This is a genomic window from Nesterenkonia sp. CL21 (assembly GCF_031705515.1).
Lineage (GTDB): Bacteria > Actinomycetota > Actinomycetes > Actinomycetales > Micrococcaceae > Nesterenkonia > Nesterenkonia aethiopica.
In genome coordinates, this window is the sequence record NZ_JAUTWR010000001.1 from 801,662 (window position 1) to 821,887 (window position 20,226).

Here is a 20,226-nt window from a genome sequence, read left to right on the forward strand (position 1 = left end):
CGCCGCCCCCGTCGGACGGCGCCTCAGCGGCCGCAGCGGCGGTGATATCTTCGTGAGGATGACCGACGTGGCCGACGCCGACGACTCCGCCTCTGCCCAGCGCAGACCTGGTGGAGCCCTCGGCGACACCGCAGTCCGCGTCGGACGCCGTCTCGCGGAGATGGGACGCACCGGCCACCGCCCGGCAGGCCCTCGCGGACCGCTCATCGAAGGGTTCCTCGGCTCGCTGCTGGTCCTCGCCGGCTCCCTCGGCGTCGGCTGGCTGGTCAGCATCTCGCCGATCGCCCGTCATCCCTGGATCATTCCGCTGCGCACCGAGCCCGCCGGGGTCATCGTCTGCACCCTTGCCCTGACCCTGGGATGCTGGGTGATGTTCCGCGCCTGGCTGCGCCTGGGACGGGCACTGGGAGACTTCGGACCCTCCAGCCTGCGCACCGTCAACCTGGCGGTCCTGCTGTGGACGCTGCCGCAGATCATCACCCTGCCGATCTTCTCCCGGGACGTCTTCGCGTATCTGGGCCAAGGGCGCCTGGTCCTGGCAGGCGAGGATCCCTATACGACCGGGGTCTCCTCCCTGGACAACTGGTTCCACCTGGGCACAGACATCCTCTGGGCCGAGTCCGAGACGCCGTACGGGCCCCTGTTCCTCTGGATCGAGGCGGCGGTCATGCGGGTGGCCGGCGAGAGTCCGGACCTCGCGATCCTGCTGTTCCGGCTGGCCTGTGTGGCCGGCGTCGTGCTGATCATGGTCTACGTGCCGAAGCTGGCGGCGCTGCACGGGGTCGACGGGGCCCGCGCCCAGTGGATCACCGTGGCCAACCCGCTGCTGATCATCAGCTTCGTCTCCTCGGCCCACAACGACGCGCTCATGGTCGGCTTCGCACTGGCCGGGGTCTACGCCGCCGCGCGTGGACAGGGGGTGCTGGCCACGGTGCTGGTGGTCGTCTCCATCGGCATGAAGCCCATCTCCATGGTGCTGCTGCCGTTCATCGGGCTGCTCTGGGCCGGGCCCGCCGCCGGGTGGGGACGGCGATTCCTGTACTGGGCCTGGACCGCCGGCATCGCGGCCACAGTGCTGCTCGCCGTGGGCGTCGTCCAGGGATACGGCTTCGGCTGGCTCGCCGTGATGGCCGGCACCGGAACAGGCAGCGTCTTCTGGTCGCCGCTGGGGATCGCTGACGGGATGCTCTCCACCGTGCTGGGATCGCTGGGCATCCCCACCTACTGGACACTGGACACCTTGAAGCTCATCGGGCGGCTGCTGTCCGTGGTGATCGTGCTTCTCCTCATGTTCCGAGGCGACCCGCGACACGTCGTCCAGCGGATGACCTGGGCCTTCACCGCGCTGGTGGTGCTCTCGCCCATCATCCAGCCCTGGTACCTTCTCTGGCTGCTTCCGCTGTTCGCGGTCACCGGCATCCGCAAGGACTGGCAGTTCAAATGGGTCGTGTTCACGGTCGCGTTCTTCCTGGCGTTCGGTGCCTCGGACCAGCTGTCCATCTGGCAGTTCCTGGAGATGGACCAGCAGATGGTGGCCCTGTCCCTGGCCGTGTCCTGGGCGTGCATGCTGTGGATGGGGATCCTCGACCGGGGGACGCGCTGGGTGGTCTACGAAGGCTGGAACCTGCCGCCGCTGAGACTCCAGCGTCCACGGTGGGGGACCGGCCGGAGGGCGGATCGTGCGTGACACCCTGATCTCGCGGGCCGCCTGGCGCGCCCGTGAGGTGCTCGGCGAGTTCCCCGGCACAGCCTGGCTGATCGGCGGCGAGGAGGCCGCCGCCTCGCACACGCTGCGTCAGGGGCTGCTCGCCTCGCTGATGATCATGGTGGGCTCCTGGGGCGTGGGCTGGCTGGCCATGACTCCGTCGTCGGTCCTGGCGGTCCATCCTGTGCTGCTGCCGCTGCGCACCACCACCGCCGGTGTCATCATCTGTGCGGTGCTGCTGAGTCTGGGGGCCATGCTGCTGGTGCGGTCCTGGCTGCGTCTGTCCCAGCGCGTGGGCGGCTGGCATGACGGCGCGACGCCGACCATCCGCCGGGCGGTGCTGCTCTGGGGGGCGCCGCTGCTGTTCACCGTGCCCATCTTCTCCCGGGACGTCTATTCCTATCTGGCCCAGGGTCGGGTGCTGCACGCCGGACTGAATCCGTACGAGTCGGGGGTCTCTGAGCTGCCGGGGTGGTTCATGGAGGGCGCTGACGGCCTGTGGGCCCAGTCGCCCTCGCCCTATGGGCCGCTCTTCCTGCTGCTGGCCCAGTTCATCTGGTTCCTCTCCGGCGGCATCCCAGAGATCTCGGTGGCGCTGTTCCGCCTGCTCAGCGTGCTGGGCATCGTGCTGATGCTGGTGGCGATCCCGCGGCTGGCCCGCGCCTTCGGTTCGCAGCCTGCCTGGGCGCTGTGGCTGTGCGTGCTGAACCCATTGAGCCTGGTGGTGTTCCTCCCCGCCGCACACAACGATGCGCTGATGATCGGTCTGATGCTGCTGGGCATGTGCTGCGCGCTGCGCCGCCGGCGCCTCTATGCCGTGCTGCTGCTCACCGCGGCGGTGGCCGTGAAGCCCATCGCCATGACGGTGCTGCCCTTCGCGGTCCTGCTGAGCCTACGTGGCCCCACTCGGATCAGCGGACAGTACGGCGCCCGAGTCCGCGAATGGGTCTTCGCGGGAGTCCTCGCCGCCGGGCTGCTCGTCGGAGCGGGGCTCATGCTCGGCGTGGGGCTGGGCTGGATCACCGCAGCCCTGGGAGCCGGGTCCGCGATCGCTCCGGTGGCGCCGGTGGGGCTGCTCGGCACCGGGCTCGGTCTGGCGGCCGCCGTCGTCTGGGGCCAGGACGCGGACCAGACGGCGACGTGGATCTTCGCCGGGGCGCGGCTGATCTCCGCGGCGCTGCTGGCGTGGATGCTGCTGCGGCCGCGGGTGGGCAATCCGGTGCTGTGGGCCGGCGTCGGGCTGACCGTGGTGGTGCTCAGCTCCACTGTCATCCAGCCGTGGTACGTGCTGTGGATCCTGCCGCTGTTCGCCGTGGTGCACGTCCATCGCGGGCGGTCCCTGGTGCTGGTGAGCCTGCTGCTGACCGTGATGGTGCTGCTCTCTCTGGTCGGGCAGCTCTCGGTCGCCCAGTGGATCGACACCGCGGTGGTCCAGGGGATCGCCGCCGGCGTTGCCGTCGTGTATCTGATCTACCTGCTGGTCTTCGACCCGAACACCGCTGAACTGTTCGACATGCGGCGCCCCTCACAGGCCTGGAATGCCGCCGCCGGATGGGTGGGCCTGCAAGAATTGAGCCGATCTGCGGCCCTGGCCCCCGCGGCCGATGCTGTGCAGGGGCCCGCCGACCCCCAGACTCCCGACCGACACGAAGGACCACGGTGACCCCTGCTGCCGAGACCCGTTCCACGCCACGCTCCTCCCGGATCCTGTGGCTGCTGCTCGGTGCCACCGTCCTGGGCGCGGCCCTCTCGGTGCTGGCGGTGCAGTGGTGTCGGGTCAACGGGTGGATCGACCCGGGGCAGCACGTGCACATGTGCTATTCGGACTTCTCCCTGCTGTTCACCGAACGAGGCCTGGCCGAGGGGCGCTTCCCCTTCGTGGACGATGTGCCGACCGACCAGGTGATGGAGTATCCGGTGCTCATCGGTGTGGTGGCCGGGCTGGTCTCGATGCTCGTGCCCGGCACCGGAGAGGGCCACGAACGGGTGCTGGCCTTCTACGACCTCAACCATGCCCTGGTGGTGCTCTACTGGCTGGGCACGGTCCTGGCCACGGCGTTCTCCGCGGGGCGCCGCCGGTCCGATGCGCTGCTGGTGGCCCTGGCACCGGGGATCATCCTCACACTGTCGGTCAACTGGGACATGTGGGCGGTGTTCCTGGGGGCGCTGGCGCTGCTGCTGTGGGGCCGCGGCCGCCCCGTCTGGGCAGGGGTGCTGATCGGGCTGGGAGCGGCCATGAAGCTGTACCCGCTGTTCTTCTTCGGCGCCGTCCTGGTGCTGTGCCTGCGGGCGGGCCGGCTGCGCTCGGCGGCGGCCACCCTGGTGGCGGCCGTGGTGACCTGGGCAGCGGTGAACCTCCCGTTCATGGTGACCTCCTTCGACCAGTGGGCCACGTTCTACCGGTTCTCCTCCGAGCGGGAGGTCAGCTTCTCCTCGATGTGGCTGGCCTTCGGCTGGCTCGGTCTCGACGGAGAAGGTTTCTCGCTGCTCTCCAACGGATTGTTCCTGCTGTGCTGCCTCGGAGTGGCCTACCTGGCCTGGGCGGCGCCGACGCGCCCTCGGATGGCGCAGCTGTGCTTCCTGATCGTGGCCAGCTTCATCCTGCTCGGCAAGGTCTACTCCCCGCAGTTCGTGATGTGGCTGATCCCGCTGGTGGTGCTGGCCCGACCGCGGGTGCGTGCGTTCGTGGTCTGGCAGGCCGCCGAGGTCTTCCATTGGGCCGCCGTCTGGCTGATGAGCGCGAAGATCACTTCGGGTGGGGAGATCGGCGCGGGACATCACCTCATCGAGGGCGCCTATGGCCTGGGGATCGTGCTGCATATGGCCGCGGCCATCTACCTGATGGTGCAGGTGGTCCGCGAGATTCTTCATCCCGAGCTCGACGTGGTGCGCTCTGACGCGACCAGCACACCCGCCTCTCCCGGCACGGCCTATGACCCGTTGGCCGGGGTGCTCGCCGATCGTCCCGACGTCGTCGCCCTGCCCGGGCTGGGTCTCCGGACGGCGCTGCGCGTGCGCTGGTGACCTCGGGGCGCGCAGCTCCGGTGGGGTTCTGTCGCTGCGGTGGAACGCGTAGGCTCCTGCCGACAGGCCGACGCTGAGGGGGACCTATGTGTGGACGGTATGTGATGGCGTTGCGGGCCGGAGAGCTCGTCGACGCGCTGGAGAGCTGCGGCATGGACGAGGTGTCGCTGGGTGGGGAACTTCCCGGCGACGACGCGCAGCCGTGGCGGCTGTCCTGGAACGTCGCCCCGACCTCGACGGTGCCGATCCTGGTGGAGCGCTACGAGGAGGGCGAAGGTCGGCGCCGTGAGGTCCACGCCGCCCGATGGGGGCTGCTGCCCCGCTGGGCCGAGAGTGCGGCGTTCAGCTCGAAGACCTTCAACGCCCGCTCGGAGACGGTGGTCTCCAAACCCAGCTTCCGCTCTGCGGTGCGCAGGAGACGCTGCGCGGTGCCTGTCCAGGGGTACTACGAATGGCAGGTGACCCAGGATGAGGGCGCCTCGAAGCCGGTGCGCACGCCCTTCTTCATCCAGGACGCCCAGGCGCCGCTGATTCTCTTCGCCGGCCTCTACGAATGGTGGAAGGATCCGCAGCGGGAGGCCGAGGGACAGGACGCTTGGGTGCTCTCGGTGACGATCCTCACCGGCCCGTCGCCGCAGCCGGCGGAGGCAGACGATGACGGCGCGACGGGCGCCGTAGAGGACGACGGCGCGGCGGTCGCCGCTGACGACGAGGGGGCGGCCCAGGGTGAGGCGGTGCTCACCGAGCTGGCGGGACTCCATGACCGCCTCCCGCTGGCGATGTCCCCGCAGTCCGCCGCCGAGTGGATCACCCCCGGCGAGCGGTCGAAGCAGGAGATGGAGGTTGCCGTCGGGGCGCTGCGCACTGATGCGGTCCAGGTGGCCCGCGGCTGGAGGATCCACGAGGTGGATCGGGCGGTCGGCAACGTCCGCCATGACTCCCCGGAGCTCATCCGGCCGGTCGGCACGATGTTCTGACCCAGCCGCCGAGCTGAGGTGCGGGCATGGCCGTCGTCGAGGTCCTGATGACCTAGGATCTGAGGGTGCTCTCCATGCTGATGACGATCGCCCCGATGTTCGTCGTGCTCGTCGTCGGCTTCCTGGCCGGATTCGCCGCCCGCTTCCGGCAGGCCCAGGGCGCCCTGAACGCCTTCGTGTTCTACTTCGGTCTGCCGGCGTTCGTCTTCTCTGCCGTGGTGGACGCCCCGCTGGGGCACGGGTTCCCGGTCGGAGCGGTGATCATCGCCGCCGTGGTGACGCTGGCGCTGTCTGCCGCGACCTACGGGATTGCGCTGTTGCTGGGGCCGCGGGCCCGCGAGGGGGCGGCCCCGACGTCCCTGGCGGCGACCTTCGGCAATGTGGGCTACTTCGGAATTCCGATCACCTTGAGCGCCGTGGGTCCGGAGGCCGCACTGGCCGCCGGCATCATCCACCTGGTGCACAACATGGTCTACATGACCGGCTATCCGGTGGTGCGCACCGTCGTCGGCACGGCGGCGGACGCTGGGGCCGGCGGTGCGTCCCGGGACTTCCCGTCCGTGTGGCGGCGCCGGCTGTGGCCGATCGTGAAGCGGGCTGTGCTGATCAACCCGGTGGCGCTGTCCATGGCGGCGGCGCTGCTGCTGGTGCTCACTCCGTTGGGGCTCCCCGGCGTGGTCACCGAGAGCGTGGACATGGTGGGGCAGACGGCGGTGCCGCTGGCCCTGTTCGCCGTGGGGCTGGCGATGCATCCGGCGGTGGAGGGCATCCGCAGCGGCGGGGTGCCGAAGCGCTCCATCCTGCTGGGCACCGTGGTGAAGATCCTGGCCCTGCCCCTGCTGACATGGCTGGCGGTGCTGCCGTTCCTGGATCACCTCGGACCGGTGTGGGCCATGACCCTGATCCTCATGGCGGCCATGCCGTCCTCCACCACGGTGTTCATCTTCTCCGAGGAGTACGACGGCGACGGTCGGCTCGCGGCCTCAGTGCTGGTGGCTACGACTGTTCTCAGCGTAGTGACATTGCCACTGATCGCCGAGTTCATGCGGATATAGGCGGGTCGAAGACCCGGGGAGTCGAGGTTGAGAGGGCACTGCTGGACGGGGCGGTTGGTCGGGGCATAACACCCCGTGACCGATCTACGACCGACTTTCAGAAGGCCCTGCGGCGCGACTCGTTCCTGCCCCCTCACCGTTTACGAGCATTTCCGGACACTTTTTGGTACGTACCGGAGAATCGGAATGGAGTGTCATGGGACGACCAGGACTGCGGATCGGCGAGCGTGGCAAGATCACCTACTTCCAACTCGACGACGGATCGTGGAGGGCCCGGTGCTACTACCGAGACAGCCGCGGCCTCCGACGCGAGCTCACGGTGCGTGAGTCCACCAAGGGGAAGGCGAACACGGCGCTGAAAGCGAAATGGCATCGCAAGTCGCGGGACATCTTCAACGGTCGTCTCGGCGGTGAAGGGGTGACGCTCGCCCAGGTGTTCGACAGTTGGTTCGAACACCTGGAGAAGAAGTCCCGGCGGACCGGGCATCCGCGCCTTCGATCGATCAACGACGACCGCTACGTGGTGAAGAACCACCATGGTGCCTCATTGTCAAGTCCCCGGGAAATGGTCCCTCGTGCCTCATACAGATATCCCCGCGTAGCGTTCAACTGGCCTGGCGCTTCTGGTCGAGCTTGATCCATTCGGCCTCGGGCATCGCTGCAGCCCTGGCTTCTTCGATCTCGCACTGCAGCCGGCGAGTCGGGGCCGCGGCCAGGCCGATCAGACGCTGCTGGACCGTGTCGATCTGAGCTGCCATAGTCACCACGTTCAATGACGCCCGGTACTGGGCCAGCTGGTCCTTCTGCCCAGCACTGAGGACCTCCGCGGCAAGCAACGGGTCTGCTGAAGGTCTGGTTGACCGTGGGGTTTATGCCGCCAGGGCGACGGCTTCTTTGTGAACGGTCTCGTATTCGACCGGGGTCAGCTTACCCAGCCTCCGCTGTCTGCGGCGGCGGTGATAGGTCGCTTCGATCCAATGGATGATCCGGGCCCGCAGCTGGGCGCGAGTGGCCCAGGAGCTCCTATTGAGCACGTTCTTCTGCAACGTGGAGAAGAAGCTCTCCATCGCAGCATTGTCCCCAGCAGCTCCCACCCGGCCCATGGACCCGGCCAGCTTGTGCCCCTTCAGGGCCCGCTGGAATCTCCGTGAACGAAATTGCGACCCACGGTCGCTGTGAACGATGCACCCGGCTACTTCTGAGGGGCCTCCGCGATGAGCCACAGCATCGTGCAGAGCCGTCACTGCCAGGCGGGATTTCATCCTGGAATCGATGGCATAGCCCACGATCCGATTGCTGAAGACATCCTTGATCGCGCACAGGTAGAGCTTGCCCTCACCGGTGCGGTGTTCGGTGATGTCCACCAGCCACTTCTGGTTAGCTCCGGTGGCGGTGAAGTCCCGGTCGATGAGGTCATCACAGACGGGCGGGCTCGGCTTTTTATACTTCTTCCTGCCCTTGCGCTGAGTGGCTGAGAAGAGCTGCTGTTGTGAACACAGACGCCACACCCGCCGTTCAGAGGCCTGATACCCGGCGGCGGTGAGCTTATCGGCGATGAACCGGTGTCCGAACTCAGGATCATCAGCATGAACATCTATCGCGGCGTTGAGCAGGTGGGCCTCATCCCAATCCCGCTGAGAGATCGGCGCTGTTGCCCATTTATAGAAGGCCTGCTTAGAAAAGCCCAGAACCCGGCAGGTCACCGCCACCGGCACCCCGGCAGCGGCAAGGTCACGGACCAGCGGGAACATCATTTTGGGGAGGCCCCACCGAGCTTCAGGTTCGCCTGGGAGGGATACGCCGCTGCTTCGCGCAGGACCTTGTTCTCCTGCTCAAGCTCACGGATCCGGCGCAGCATCTTCGCCTGCTCCCGGGACTCCTCAGCGTCCTTGGCCGGCGCGCTCCCATGCTCCTCGAGCCTCGAGCTTCGCAGCCCGGATCCAGGACTGCAGCGCGGACTTCGAGCAGCCCATATCCGCGCAGACCTGCTTCTGACTCATCCCTCCAGCAACCAGCTCCACAGCGGTGCGGCGGAACTCCTCGGTGTAGACGACTTTCGGCATGACTTCCATCCTTCCTGCTTTCTTAGCAGTCTTGAAGTCAACCGAACCTTCAGCAGACCCTTTCCCAGCCCGAGACTGAGCCACCCAGCGATCCACCGTCGAGGGCGAAACCCCGCAGGCCGCAGCAGCCTTCCGAATACTCATCCCCTCACTGACCATGCTGATCACAGCTTCGAAGACATCATCCCCATAGCGAACGACACGGAAGTTGGGTTCAGCGGGTTCCAAAGCGGCTCCTGAAGATCAAGCCGGTGCAACCACCGATAGAACCCGCCAAGCAGTGTCCGGATCGGCACGCAACGGAACTCCTGGGAACGCGCGTTTCTTCCGCGACCGATTTACGACCGACTTACGGAGTCACACGTGTCCCTACAGAGGTACAGGCAGGAACACGCTAATGTCGGTTGTGAGCCGGAAACTCGGGTGAAGGGCCCATGAACTCGGCGATCGAGCGCACCAGGTGTTCATCGTCTCCGAGGAGTACGACGGCGACGGTCGGCTTGCCGCGGCGATCCTGGTCGCTGGCACGCTCGCCTCCATCGTGACCATCCCGCTGGTGGCCGGGTTCCTGACAGTGTGACCACGACCCGCCGGTCATGTGAGACAGCTCACAGATAGGATGTCCCCACGGAGGTGGGACGCATGCAGGAGCTTCTGGGCGATGTGTGGCCGATCCTCGGAGCAGTGGTGCTCATCGGGATCCTGGCCTGGGCGTGGTGGACGAAGAAGCAGGAGCGGGACAGGATCCGCAGCGCGGCGGAGGCGCGAGGATGGTCGTATCGTCCCTCCGATCGATCCCTGACGCGCCGCTTCGAGGGCAGGCCGTTCCGGTACGGACGACGCGGCAGGACGCCGTTGTCCGGTCAGGCTCGCGTGGATCACCGGACCACCGCGGTGCACGTGCTGGAGGGCGAGCATCGGGGCCGGCCTCTGCTGGCCTTCGAGTATCGGTACCGCACCGAGAGGCCGTCGGGGACTGCTCGGCGCACGTCCTCGGGATCACGCCGACGGGAGCGCGTCCAGGTCACCGAGAAGCACCAGATCGTGGTGCTGGGGCTGCACCAGCCGATGCCGCCGTTCTTCCTCGAACGTCGCGGCCTGTTCGGCAAGGCCGCCCAGGCGGTCGGGGTCGGCCCGGAGGCCATCGGGGACCCGGAGTTCGACGAGAGGTTCGTCGTCGGCGGCGTCCTGGCCGACCAGGCTCAGGAGATCCTGACCCGGGATGTGCGCACGTGGCTCCTCCAGGAGGAGCGGGCCGACCGGTGCCCGGTCCGCGTCGAGGGCGACGGCCTGCTGACCCACTCCCGGGCCGAACTGACCGTCGGACGCGTGGCGAAGGCGGCCGACTTCCTTGCGGAGCTGCTGGACCGCATCGAGCCAGCCGAGCGCAGGCCCTGAGCCGACCCACGGCGGGTCGCGGGTGATCGCCCCGCTCACCGTCGGAGGTCCGACGACGGAGCCGCGCCGCGCCACGCTTCGCGGCGGGCATCGGTGACGCGCTGTCGCGAGAGGACTCCGGGAAGGCCTCGTCCGCGATCGGTGGTGAGGGTGGCGATGACGCTCAGCAGGACGAACGCCCAGGCCGCGGCGGTCCCGGGGCCGGGTGCGAGCATCAGCACGCCGAAGCCCACGACGCCGGTCACGGCCCGCAGGGTCCTGGTCACCGGTGTGGGGAAGACGGAGCCGGTGTAGCGCAGCTGCACGGCGACGTCGCCCACCGACCTGCCGGTGCCCAGGATGAGCAGCAGCCAGACGGCGCAGGCGGACAGCATGCCAAGCGTCGTCGGGGTCTCGCCGAGGGCCGCCTCGCGGTCGTCCAGGACGTACAGGAGGCCAGCCCGCAGAGCAATCGTCACGGCGGCCGCGAAGAGGAGGAGTCCGAGGCCGTCGCAGAGCATCGCCAGCAGGCGCCGGCCCCGTGTGACCTCGCGGGGCATCACGGCCTCCACGTGGGTCCGGATGCCGCGGCGTTCGCGGGGGATGAGCACCGCGATGACGGATCCGCAGACGGCGCCCAGAGTGTTCATCAGCAGATCATCGACGTCGAAGACCCGGTAGGCACATGGGTAGAGGCCCCAGACGCCGGTCAGCTGAGTGGTCTCGATGACTGCGGACACACACAGACCCACCACTGCCGCCGTGGGGATCCCCCGGTTCCCCAGGAGCCGGATGAAGAAGCCCAGCGGCACGAACAGCAGCACGTTCAGCGCCAGCTGAAGCACGGCGGGGTCGGTGAGCGTGGCGCGCGGCGGGCCCAGCGCGCCTCGGACGTCATCGACGAAGCGCAGCGGATCCAGATTGGTCCCTGCGCAGGTGATCGTCTCGGGCGAGGGCAGGGGCAGCAACGTATAGGACCAGATGGCCCAGAAATAGACCAGTGCGGCGAACCAGACGAACAGACGCGTCGCGCTCAGCCGCCCCCGCACCCGATAGCTGACTACGACGAACGGCACGAACAGCGCGACCGCGGCGGCGAAGCCGACGCCGATGGCCAGCGCCCCGAGGATGACCTGCTGCTCCATGGGGGAAGCCTATCGCCGGCATGCGGGCCACGAGCTCCGCAGGATCCGCGCGAACCGTTCGCCGATGAGCGCGTGTGTGGCAGTGTCCGGGTGGAGAGCGTCCGGCAGGGGAAGCCGTTCCGCGTCTCGGGGCCCATAGAGGGACAGCCCGTCGACCAGATGCAGATGGGGATCGTCCTGGGCGCGTTCGCCCACGATCCGGGCCAGCTCCGCACGGACGACCGTCAACGTCAGGCGACCCTGCTCGACCTCGGCAGGGTCTCCGGCGGCGTGGAAGACGCGGCGCACGACGCCGTCATGCCCCGCGTGATCAGTGGCGACCACGGGCCCGGGAGTGTGCTCCTGGATGCCGCACCACAACGGGGTCACCACATGCAGCGGGGTGGTCGGATGGCCGTCACGGATCGTGTCCAGGAAGCCATGGACCGCAGGGGAGAAGCTGCGCAGCCGGAACACATCGCCGTTGACCACGTTGATGCCCAGCTTCAGCGTGATCACATCCGCCGGCAGGTCCCGGATGGTCCGCGCGGTGAACTGGTCGAGCATCGCGTTGCCGGCCAGCCCCAGGTTCACCAGGTCGAGGCCTGCGGCCTGCGCCGCCACCGCCGGCCAAGCCCGTGACGGTCCCTCGGCGTCGGATCCGTGACTGATGGAGCTGCCGTGGTGCACCCACCGCGGACCGTCGGACGGGGCCGGCGCCACTGGAGCATCCGCATGGATGTCCACCAGCTCCGCCGGCTCCTCATACGGCAGCCAGATCTCCACCAGCTTGTCGCCCGCGGGGAGCAGTCCGTCCGGGGCCGATCCGGAGACATCCACCTGCCACAGCCCGGGATCCTCTGCCGTCCGGACTGGCTCCGACCCACGCTGCTCGAGCGGCTGAGCGACAGGACAGCTCAGCAGGGAGCCGTCGACCAGTACGTCATGCAGCGGAGCCGGGCGAGTGGGATCATCCCGGGCCCCCATGTCGGTGGGCAGCACGGTGACCATCAGCCGCCGGGCCGCCGTGCGCAGCCGCAGCCGCACTCCTGCCGGCGCGGCGGCCACAGCCGCTGTGCCCGGGTCATGGATCTGCCGCCGGGCCGGCGCCGGAAGCCGGTGCGGGACCACTCCGCGGAGACCCGGCGCGAGCTCCACCGCGCCGTGGACGTGAAGGGCTTCGATCGGACACGTCAGCGCAGAATCACAGGACACGTCGGTCATGGATCGACAGTCTACTGAGCCCTGCGGCGTGGACGGGTCCGGCTCCGCTCGACGGACGGATCAGCGGGAGCGGCCTCGCACCGGCTCACGGTCAGAGCGCGTCAGCAGCGACCGCAGGCAGCCGGCGGCCAGTCCGGTCACCGCGCCGACTGCCACACCGGTGAACAGGCTGGACACCGTGGCGGCCCCGCGGGTGATGAGGACATGCGCCGCCGGCGTCAGATCCTCGAAGTTCCCGCCCAGCCGCACATCGGCACCCGCCACGTTGAGGTCCCAGAGGACCAGGTGCAGGACGGCGAGCAGCACGCCGTACACCGCGCCCACCGCGAGCAGAGCCAGGAACGGACGGCGCAGACGCATCACGACGGCGACCACCACCCACACCAGCGGCGGAACCACGGCCAGAACAGCATTGAGGACCGAGCCCGGCGCGATCAGGTGCAGGTCATGCAGCACCACACGGGGCACGGCCAGGAGGGCCAGGGCGACGGCGCCGTACCAGGGCAGGGAACGGCCGAGCGCCGCTCCATCGGGAAGAACCTGCGGCGGTCGGCGAGGGCGGACAGGTCGGGGAGGGCGGACTGGTCGGGTCGTCGATGTGGCCGCGTGGGTGCCCCGGGCGACGGGCGTCTCGGTCCGGCTGTGCTGGGGCCGGCCGCGCTGAGGCTGATGCGCAGGGATGTCCATGCCCTCCAGCATCGCCTCGGGGAGAGGGCGGCCAAATCCGTCTCCAGGCGAGGGACCCGGTCGCCTCCAGGCGACACCCCAGACCTCCTGGGGCGATCACCTCTGGCCCAGGCCCGGCCTACACTGGGCCCATGGCACAGGCGGACCCCGAGGACGAGCGACGGGGCGTCGGCATGACCAGGCCGCAGGGCCTGGACATCGCGATGGCGCTCGCGGTCACCGCCACCCTGTCGATCATGATCTCAGCGGACCAGGCGGGGGACCGTGCCCCGGACGTTCTCGCCTACCTCTGGGCCGCCGGGCTCGGTGCGCTGATGCTCGTGCGCCGCAGCCACCCGCTGCTGGTGCTCTGGCTCACCGTGCTCGGCCTGTTCGCCTACTACAGCATCGGCTATCCGGTGGTGGGACTCAGCGTGCCCACCGCTGCGGCCCTGTTCTCCGCCGCCGAGCAGCGTGGTCCCCGCTGGCCGGCGCTCGCCGCCGTCGTGCTGCTGCTGGTCAGCTACACGGCGCGGCTCCTGCAGGGCCAGGATCCGGTCCAGATCCTCGGCTACGAGGCGGCGGGACATGTGGCGCTGATGGCCGCAGCGATCGCTCTGGGCGATGCCCTGAGGACACGCCGCCGTCTCCAGCGCCGCACCGACGAGCTGGTGGAGACCAGCGTGCGCCTGGAACGCAGCCGAGCCGCCCGTCAGCGCAGTGACGACCGCACGGCGCTGGCTCGGGAGCTGCATGATTCGCTCGGACATCAGATCTCCGTGATCACCCTGCATGCCGATCTGGCCCGAGAGGCCGCCGAGGACGATCCCGGCGCCGCACAGGAGGCCATGGACGTCGTGGCTCGCACCGGCCGCACCATGCTCGATGAGCTGCGCAGCACGGTCCGCCAGCTCCGGAAGGAGGCCGATGGGGACGATGCGGAGGACCCTGACCACGCCGCTGACGCCGTGAGCGCCCCGTCCAGAGTGCCGCCTACGCTCCACGGCCTTCGGCGATCCGTCATCCCGGCGCTCCCGCTGCGCATCAGCTGTCACATCGAGGTCCCGGTGGCGCTGCCGCCGGCCCGGGAGGCGGCGGCCCATCGGATCGCCCAGGAGGCCCTGACCAACATCGTCCGGCATTCCCGGGCCGAGGAGGCTCGGCTGTGGATCGGGCTGACGGACGGCGGCCTGGGGGTCGAAGTCGAGGATCCCGGGCCGCGGCGGGAACCTGCCGCCGCGCACCACGGAAGCCGCCCGGCGGCCGGTCATGGGCTGCAAGGCATGCGGGAGCGCGCGGAGGCCTGCGGCGGATCGCTCGAAGCGAGGCCACAGGCCGACGGCTTCTTGGTGCGGGCCCTGCTGCCGCTGCCTTCGGACCCCGAGGAGCGTCGCCGCCCGCCTGCTGCCCCAGGGAGGACACCGTGACCATCCATGTCGTGCTCGCCGATGATCAGGACCTCGTCCGGGCGGGGATCCGGGCGCTGCTGGCCCGCGGAGCGCAGGAGGGCGGCGCCTCCGGGACTCTGGGCGACGAGCCCCTGGAGGTCGTAGGGGAGGCCGTCGACGGCGACGACGCGCTGCGCGTGGTCCGCCGGACCCGCCCTGATGTGGTCCTGATGGACCTGCGCATGCCCGGCACCGACGGAGTCGCCGCCACGCGAGCGATCCGCGCCGACCCGCAGCTGGACGGTGTGCGCGTGCTCATCCTGACCACCTTCGACGACGACGCCGACGTCCTCGACGCCGTCCGCGCCGGAGCGGCCGGATACCTGCTCAAGGACACGCCCGCCGAGCAGCTGAGGGGCGCGGTGAGGACCGCTGCCGAGGGCGGGAACCTGCTCTCTCCGCAGATCGCACGCCGACTCATGGAGCACGTGGCAGCGCTGCCGAGCCCTGCGAGCGGCCCCGACGACGGCGCCGGACTCGATCTCAGCGAGCTGACCGACCGCGAGCATGAGGTGCTGCGCGCGGTGGCGCAGGGCCTGACCAATGCCGAGATCGGTGCCACCCTGCATCTGAGCCCGGCCACGGCGCGCACCTACGTGAGTCGGATCCTGCACAAGCTCCATGCCCGAGACCGCACCGAGCTGGCCATCCTCGCCCATCGGGCGGGACTGGGGCCTCCCGAGCCCCGGGGCTGAACCTGATCCCGTGCCTGATCTCCGTGCCCGTGCCCGAGCCCGTGCCTGAGCCCTTACCTGCTGCGTTTCCCCGCCGTTCACCTGCTCACGTCAGTCTGGAGTCCTGTGACCCCTTCTTCACCGTCCCACGGCCCCGCCCGCGCTCATGACGGCAGTGTCCTCGAGGTCTTCCTCGTCTTCCTCCGTCTCGGGCTGACGTCCTTCGGCGGCCCGGTGGCTCACCTCGCCTACTTCCGCGAGGCCTTCGTGGAACGCCGTCGATGGCTCAGCGAGAAGGCGTATGCGGACCTCGTCGCCCTGTGCCAGTTCCTGCCCGGCCCGGCCTCCAGCCAGGTGGGCATGGCGCTGGGGCTCCAGCGGGCCGGCTGGGGCGGCATGGCCGCGGCCTGGTTCGCCTTCACGATGCCGTCGGTCGTCCTGCTGGTCGTCGTCGCCTACGGGGTCTCCGCCGTCGGTGACCTCTCCGACGCCGGGTGGATCCATGGGCTGAAGGCCGCGGCTGTGGCGGTCGTGGCCCACGCGGTGCTGGGGATGGCCCGGACGCTGACCCCGGACGCGGCCCGCGCCACCATCGCGGCGCTGGCGATGATCACCGTGGTGCTGGTCCCGCACCCGTTCATCCAGGTCGCTGCGATCGCCGCGTCAGGAGTGATCGGTCTGGTGTGGCTGCGGCCCGAGACCCCGCAGGCGCGGGAGGAGGATGCCTTCACCGTGGCCGTCTCCCGCCGTGTCGCCGCCGCCGCGCTGGTGCTCTTCGGGATCCTGCTGGTGGGCCTGCCGCTGCTGGTGGCCGCGGCCGGGTCAGCGGCCTGGCACGCAGCGGCCCAGCTGGTGGACCTGTTCTACCGGGCCGGCGCCCTCGTGTTCGGCGGTGGACACGTGGTCCTGCCGCTGCTGGAAGCCGAGACGGTCGGTTCGGGCCTCGTGGACCCTGAGGTCTTCCTCGCCGGCTACGGCGCGGCCCAGGCGGTGCCGGGGCCCCTGTTCACCTTCGCCGGATACCTGGGGGCCTCCACCACCTCCGGTCCCAGCGGCGTGGTGGGGGCGCTGATCGCGGTGGCGGCCATCTTCCTTCCCGCGGCACTGCTGGTGGTGGGCGCCCTGCCCTTCTGGGAAGCGCTGCGCGGCGCCCCGCTGGCCCGACGCGCACTGACCGGTGTCAACGCCGGGGTGGTCGGAATCCTCGCGGCCGCCCTGTATGACCCGGTCTTCACCGCCGGAGTCCTCGACGTCGGTCCGGGGGCCCTCGGGCTGGTCGTCGGGGCATTCATCGCGCTGAACAGCTGGAGGGTGCCGGCGTGGGCGGTCGTCCTCGTCGCCGGCGTGCTGGGGTGGCTTGTGCTGTGACGGGCCCACGCGCCGTCGAGAGGCGATCAGCCGGGAACGTGGGTGTGAGGGCGCCCACCGCGCTGGACTAGACTCGATCATCGGCACGGGGTGCCGCGTCCCCGCAGGGGACCTGGCTGAGACCACACCCGTTGAACCTGCACCTGATCATGCTCGCGAAGGGATGCCCGATGACCTCACCTGCCTCTGCACCGCGCCGCTCCCCGTCAGGCGTCCGGGAGATCCCCAACGTGCTGTCCATCGCCGGGACGGACCCCACCGGCGGGGCCGGCATCCAGGCGGACCTGAAGAGCTTCGCCGCCCACGGAGCCTACGGCATGGCGGTGGTCACCGCACTGGTGGCGCAGAACACCGAAGGTGTCCGTGACATCCACCTGCCGCCGGTGACGTTCCTTCGTGCGCAGCTGGACGCTGTCAGTGACGATGTCGCTCTCGATGCGGTCAAGGTCGGCATGCTCGGCACCGTGGAGGTCATCGAGACCGTCGCCCAGTGGTGGGACGGCCTGCCGGACCGGCCGTGGCTGGTGGTGGACCCGGTGATGGTCGCCACCTCGGGGGATCGGCTCCTCCAGGCGGATGCCGAGCAGGCGCTCATCGAGTTCCTGCACCGTGCGGACCTCATCACCCCGAACATCCCCGAGCTGGCTCTGCTGGCCGGGCAGGAGCCGGCCGCCGATGCAGCGACGCTGGTCCGGCAGGCGCGGAGCGTCGCCGACGCCCACGGCGTGGTGGTCCTGGCCAAGGGTGGACACTTCGACGACGACGAGGTCGAGGACATCCTGGTGCATCCGGCCGACGACGACGGCGCTCGCCCGGACGAGGGCCGGCACGTCTCCGAACGGGTGCGCACCACCAGCACCCACGGCACCGGCTGCTCGGTGTCCTCCGCACTGGCGGCGCTGCGGGCGCGAGGTCTCAGCTGGGATGAGGCCGTGCCCCAGGTTAAGGTGTGGATGACTGAGGCGCTGCGCGACACGCAGCGCCTCAACGTCGGGCACGGGCACGGGCCCATCCAGCACTTCGCCCAGCTGTGGGGGACGCAGGGCTGATCCGGACGCCGGACCGGCTCGCAGACGACGGACCCCCTGGGTGCCTGGACGCCGGCCGGTTGCCGCTCTGTGCGCGGCTCAGTTCTGCTGCGAGGAGGCCTGCTGTGCGATGTCCTCCCACTTCCACGCGGCGCTGGAGGCCTGTTCTCCGGGGAACTCGCTCTCGGGCACGTCCTCGTCGGGGAACCACGGTCCGGTGCGAGGGCGGTCGGCGGCGGCCGGCGTCGGACCGGTCGCGCCCTGCCCGGAGCTCGGCGCCTGTTCCTTCAGGGCGGTGACGCGATCCCGGATGTCCGCCATCTGGCGGTCCAGCGCGGCGGCCTTCTCGGCAGCGTCGCGCAGCTGGTCGTGGATGTCGTCAGGGACCTCACCGGAGTAGGTGTAGTAGATCTTGTGCTCCAGGGAGGCCCAGAAGTCCATCGCCACCGTGCGGATCTGCACCTCCACGTAGACGAACTCGGTCCGGTTGGAGAGGAACACCGGAACCTGCACGATCACGTGCAGGCTCTGATACCCGTTCGGCTTGGGGCTGCGGATGTAGTCCTTGACCTCCACCACGCGCAGGTCCGGCTGGCTGCACAGCATCTCGGCGACCCAATAGGCGTCGGAGACGAAGGAGGTGGTGATCCGGATCCCGGCGATGTCGCGGATGGAGCCGCGGATGCCCTCCAGGGTGGGCTCACAGCCGTAGCGCTGGACCTTGTCCAGGATCCGGTCCAGTGACTTCAGCCGGAAGTTGACGTGCTCGATGGGGGAATAGTCCCGGGTGTGCTCGAACTCCTCGCGCAGCACGTTGATCTTGGTCAGCACCTCGTCCATGCCGAACTTGTAGTGCAGCTGGAACTCGGTGAGCTGGCGGCGGATGTCGACCATGCGTGGCACTGCCCCGGTGGTGCCGTTCTTGCCGGCGTTGGTGTGCAGCTGCCGCAGCAGCTGCTGGTAGGTGTCGTCGTCGGCGACGGCGTCGGTGCGGGCGATCGCGGCGCCACGGGTGCGGCCTGCCTGGCGCGGGGGCTGGTCCTCCGCGTCGTCGGCGCGCGTCGGGCCGTCCGGGCGAGAGCGGCCGGCGGAGGGAGAGTGCTGCTCACGGGGGGAAGGGCTGGGCCCATCGGCAGACAGGAGACGGCTGTCGGCCTCAGTGGACTGGCCAGTGGACATGGTCACTCCTTCGTATTCCGTCCCGGCGCGTCGATACGAGCCGGGGTGTCGAGTCGGTGCAGCTCGACCCCTTCGATTGTCGACCCTAGGAGCGGAACCTGTGAAGTTCCTCGACGCATGTGGCCGAATCGAGACCTGGGAGCTGTTCTCCGCGGACCGCGCGTGGTGCTGCTCATGCCGATGCTCAGGCCGCCGGCCTACGTCGCGGGACGCCTCAGCCCTCTGCCACCGCCTGGTCCCGGTGCTGGCCGTACGCCAGGCGGTCCGCGGAGATCTGGTCCAGCACCAGATCGGTGACCAGACCCGCGGCCAGGGCCCCGCGCAGCGCGGGCACCTTGTGGGGACCGTTGACCACGCACACGCGCCGCGGCACCTCCACGAGCTCCGTGGGCACCGGTCCGGAGCCCCTGCTGTTCAGTGCGATGTCCTCCCAGCTGCCGTCGGCCCGGAGGAACACGGTGCACACGTCACCCACCACCTGCTCGGCGCTGAGCGCGTTCAGGTCGTCGCGGCTGAGGTATCCGCCGGAGTAGACCTGGGAGGCCTGCCCCTCCGCGAAGGTCCCGACTCCGAAGACCGCGAGGGAGGCGCGGCGGTGCATGTCCAGGATGCGGCGGGTCGAGCGTTCCCGCCACAGCGCCTTCTTCGTCTCCTCGTAGTCGAAGAACGCCGGCACGGCGAACACGTGGGCCCGGGCGCCGTAGGCCGCGGCGAACCGCTCCACCACGCCGATTCCGGTCCCGAGCGGAGCACCGATGCCTTCCGGCTCCGAGTTCACCGCGCCGTTGAGCTGCACCACATGCAGGTCAGGGACCTCGCGCCGGTTCAGCCGCGCCACCACCGAGGTCATCGTCTGGCCCCAGGCCACGCCCACCACAGCCCCCGGGGTGACGAGCCGGTCGATGAGCCCGGCGGCCAGCACCGAGACGCTGTCGCTGCGGCGTGCGGGGTCGTCCCCGCGTTCGGAGACGGCCACATGGGCGCGCACCCCGTAGAGCTCACCGATCCGATGCTCCAGGGCGCTGGTGCGGTCCACCGGGGGATGCAGCGAGATCCTGACGATGCCCTGACGACGCGCCTGCTGCAGGAGCCGGGACACGGTGGAGCGGGAGACGCCGAGCTCCGCCGCGACGGACTGCATGGTCCGATGCTCGCCGTAGTACATCCGTGCAGCGTGGTACTCCGCCTTCTCGCGGTATGAGGCCTTCATGGTGTGCAGTATGCCCCAATGGTGCACGTTTGTGCAGAAGGCTTGAGAAGATGCGCTGGACCCGATGAGATGGACCACACATCACCGTCCACGTGACAAGGAGA

17 protein-coding genes, 2 pseudogenes and 1 riboswitch are annotated in these 20,226 nt (G+C 69.4%); of the genes and pseudogenes, 11 read left to right on the forward strand and 8 right to left on the reverse strand.

Annotated elements, in window-relative coordinates; all coding sequences use genetic code 11:
* Nucleotides 1-58 precede the first annotated feature (58 nt).
* The 6 genes from mptB (Q7C18_RS03595) to Q7C18_RS03620 all read left to right on the forward strand — a co-directional run bounded on the left by mptB (Q7C18_RS03595) (nt 59) and on the right by Q7C18_RS03620 (nt 7,398).
* Complete coding sequence (mptB, locus tag Q7C18_RS03595; protein ID WP_311024232.1) at nt 59-1,687, forward strand: polyprenol phosphomannose-dependent alpha 1,6 mannosyltransferase MptB; 1,629 nt, start codon at nt 59-61, stop codon at nt 1,685-1,687.
* Nucleotides 1,680-3,368, forward strand: a complete 1,689-nt coding sequence (gene mptB / locus Q7C18_RS03600) for a polyprenol phosphomannose-dependent alpha 1,6 mannosyltransferase MptB (RefSeq protein WP_311024233.1) — start codon at nt 1,680-1,682, stop codon at nt 3,366-3,368. Before mptB (Q7C18_RS03595) ends, mptB (Q7C18_RS03600) begins: the two co-directional genes overlap by 8 nt.
* Nucleotides 3,365-4,729: a glycosyltransferase 87 family protein gene (locus Q7C18_RS03605; RefSeq protein WP_311024234.1), complete on the forward strand. Its 1,365-nt coding sequence runs from the start codon at nt 3,365-3,367 to the stop codon at nt 4,727-4,729. The genes mptB (Q7C18_RS03600) and Q7C18_RS03605 overlap by 4 nt, the downstream gene beginning before the upstream one ends.
* 86 nt (nt 4,730-4,815) lie before the next feature.
* Nucleotides 4,816-5,706 carry an SOS response-associated peptidase gene (locus tag Q7C18_RS03610; protein WP_070160859.1) on the forward strand — a complete coding sequence of 297 codons (891 nt, stop codon included), beginning with the start codon at nt 4,816-4,818 and terminating at the stop codon, nt 5,704-5,706.
* A gap of 74 nt (nt 5,707-5,780) precedes the next feature.
* Nucleotides 5,781-6,761 (forward strand): AEC family transporter, encoded by a 981-nt coding sequence (locus tag Q7C18_RS03615; RefSeq protein ID WP_311024442.1) that lies wholly within the window; start codon nt 5,781-5,783, stop codon nt 6,759-6,761.
* A gap of 196 nt (nt 6,762-6,957) precedes the next feature.
* Complete coding sequence (locus Q7C18_RS03620; RefSeq protein WP_311024235.1) at nt 6,958-7,398, forward strand: hypothetical protein; 441 nt, start codon at nt 6,958-6,960, stop codon at nt 7,396-7,398.
* On the opposite strand, the gene Q7C18_RS03625 is transcribed toward Q7C18_RS03620, so the two are convergent.
* The 3 genes and pseudogenes from Q7C18_RS03625 to Q7C18_RS16755 all read right to left on the reverse strand — a co-directional run.
* Nucleotides 7,367-7,519 (reverse strand): hypothetical protein, encoded by a 153-nt coding sequence (locus Q7C18_RS03625; protein WP_311024236.1) that lies wholly within the window; start codon nt 7,517-7,519, stop codon nt 7,367-7,369. The two genes, Q7C18_RS03620 and Q7C18_RS03625, sit on opposite strands and share 32 nt — an antisense overlap.
* A gap of 111 nt (nt 7,520-7,630) precedes the next feature.
* Nucleotides 7,631-8,824 (reverse strand): annotated as a pseudogene (locus Q7C18_RS03630) (IS3 family transposase).
* A gap of 72 nt (nt 8,825-8,896) precedes the next feature.
* Nucleotides 8,897-8,983: pseudogene (locus Q7C18_RS16755) on the reverse strand (helix-turn-helix domain-containing protein); the annotation flags it as partial.
* 483 nt (nt 8,984-9,466) lie between these two features.
* Between Q7C18_RS16755 and Q7C18_RS03635 the strand changes: the two are divergent.
* Nucleotides 9,467-10,222, forward strand: a complete 756-nt coding sequence (locus Q7C18_RS03635) for a hypothetical protein (protein ID WP_311024237.1) — start codon at nt 9,467-9,469, stop codon at nt 10,220-10,222.
* A gap of 35 nt (nt 10,223-10,257) precedes the next feature.
* Here Q7C18_RS03635 and Q7C18_RS03640 read toward each other — a convergent pair whose 3' ends face one another.
* Genes Q7C18_RS03640 through Q7C18_RS03650 form a run of 3 tightly spaced genes read right to left on the reverse strand, consistent with a single transcriptional unit; the run spans nt 10,258 to nt 13,236 of the window.
* Nucleotides 10,258-11,346 (reverse strand): VanZ family protein, encoded by a 1,089-nt coding sequence (locus Q7C18_RS03640; protein ID WP_311024238.1) that lies wholly within the window; start codon nt 11,344-11,346, stop codon nt 10,258-10,260.
* A 9-nt stretch (nt 11,347-11,355) separates the two neighbouring features.
* Nucleotides 11,356-12,549: a GDSL-type esterase/lipase family protein gene (locus tag Q7C18_RS03645; protein ID WP_085437281.1), complete on the reverse strand. Its 1,194-nt coding sequence runs from the start codon at nt 12,547-12,549 to the stop codon at nt 11,356-11,358.
* A gap of 60 nt (nt 12,550-12,609) precedes the next feature.
* Complete coding sequence (locus Q7C18_RS03650; protein ID WP_311024239.1) at nt 12,610-13,236, reverse strand: hypothetical protein; 627 nt, start codon at nt 13,234-13,236, stop codon at nt 12,610-12,612.
* Between the two features lie 131 nt (nt 13,237-13,367).
* On the opposite strand from Q7C18_RS03650, the gene Q7C18_RS03655 reads away from it, so the two are divergent.
* The 4 genes from Q7C18_RS03655 to thiD all read left to right on the forward strand — a co-directional run bounded on the left by Q7C18_RS03655 (nt 13,368) and on the right by thiD (nt 17,754).
* Complete coding sequence (locus Q7C18_RS03655) at nt 13,368-14,642, forward strand: histidine kinase (protein ID WP_311024240.1); 1,275 nt, start codon at nt 13,368-13,370, stop codon at nt 14,640-14,642.
* Nucleotides 14,639-15,358 carry a response regulator gene (locus Q7C18_RS03660; RefSeq protein WP_070160932.1) on the forward strand — a complete coding sequence of 240 codons (720 nt, stop codon included), beginning with the start codon at nt 14,639-14,641 and terminating at the stop codon, nt 15,356-15,358. The genes Q7C18_RS03655 and Q7C18_RS03660 overlap by 4 nt, the downstream gene beginning before the upstream one ends.
* 105 nt (nt 15,359-15,463) lie before the next feature.
* A complete protein-coding gene (gene chrA / locus Q7C18_RS03665; protein ID WP_085437279.1) occupies nt 15,464-16,705 on the forward strand; it encodes a chromate efflux transporter in 1,242 nt (413 codons plus the stop codon).
* A 76-nt stretch (nt 16,706-16,781) separates the two neighbouring features.
* A riboswitch (TPP riboswitch) is annotated at nt 16,782-16,886 on the forward strand.
* The gene (gene thiD / locus Q7C18_RS03670) at nt 16,876-17,754 is read left to right on the forward strand and encodes a bifunctional hydroxymethylpyrimidine kinase/phosphomethylpyrimidine kinase (RefSeq protein WP_311024241.1); all 879 of its coding nucleotides are present in this window, start codon (nt 16,876-16,878) and stop codon (nt 17,752-17,754) included. It overlaps the preceding riboswitch by 11 nt.
* A gap of 78 nt (nt 17,755-17,832) precedes the next feature.
* On the opposite strand, the gene Q7C18_RS03675 is transcribed toward thiD, so the two are convergent.
* Nucleotides 17,833-18,912 carry a GTP pyrophosphokinase family protein gene (locus tag Q7C18_RS03675; protein ID WP_311024242.1) on the reverse strand — a complete coding sequence of 360 codons (1,080 nt, stop codon included), beginning with the start codon at nt 18,910-18,912 and terminating at the stop codon, nt 17,833-17,835.
* Nucleotides 18,913-19,126: 214 nt separating this feature from the next.
* Complete coding sequence (locus Q7C18_RS03680; protein WP_085437277.1) at nt 19,127-20,122, reverse strand: sugar-binding transcriptional regulator; 996 nt, start codon at nt 20,120-20,122, stop codon at nt 19,127-19,129.
* Between the last annotated feature and the right edge of the window lie 104 nt (nt 20,123-20,226).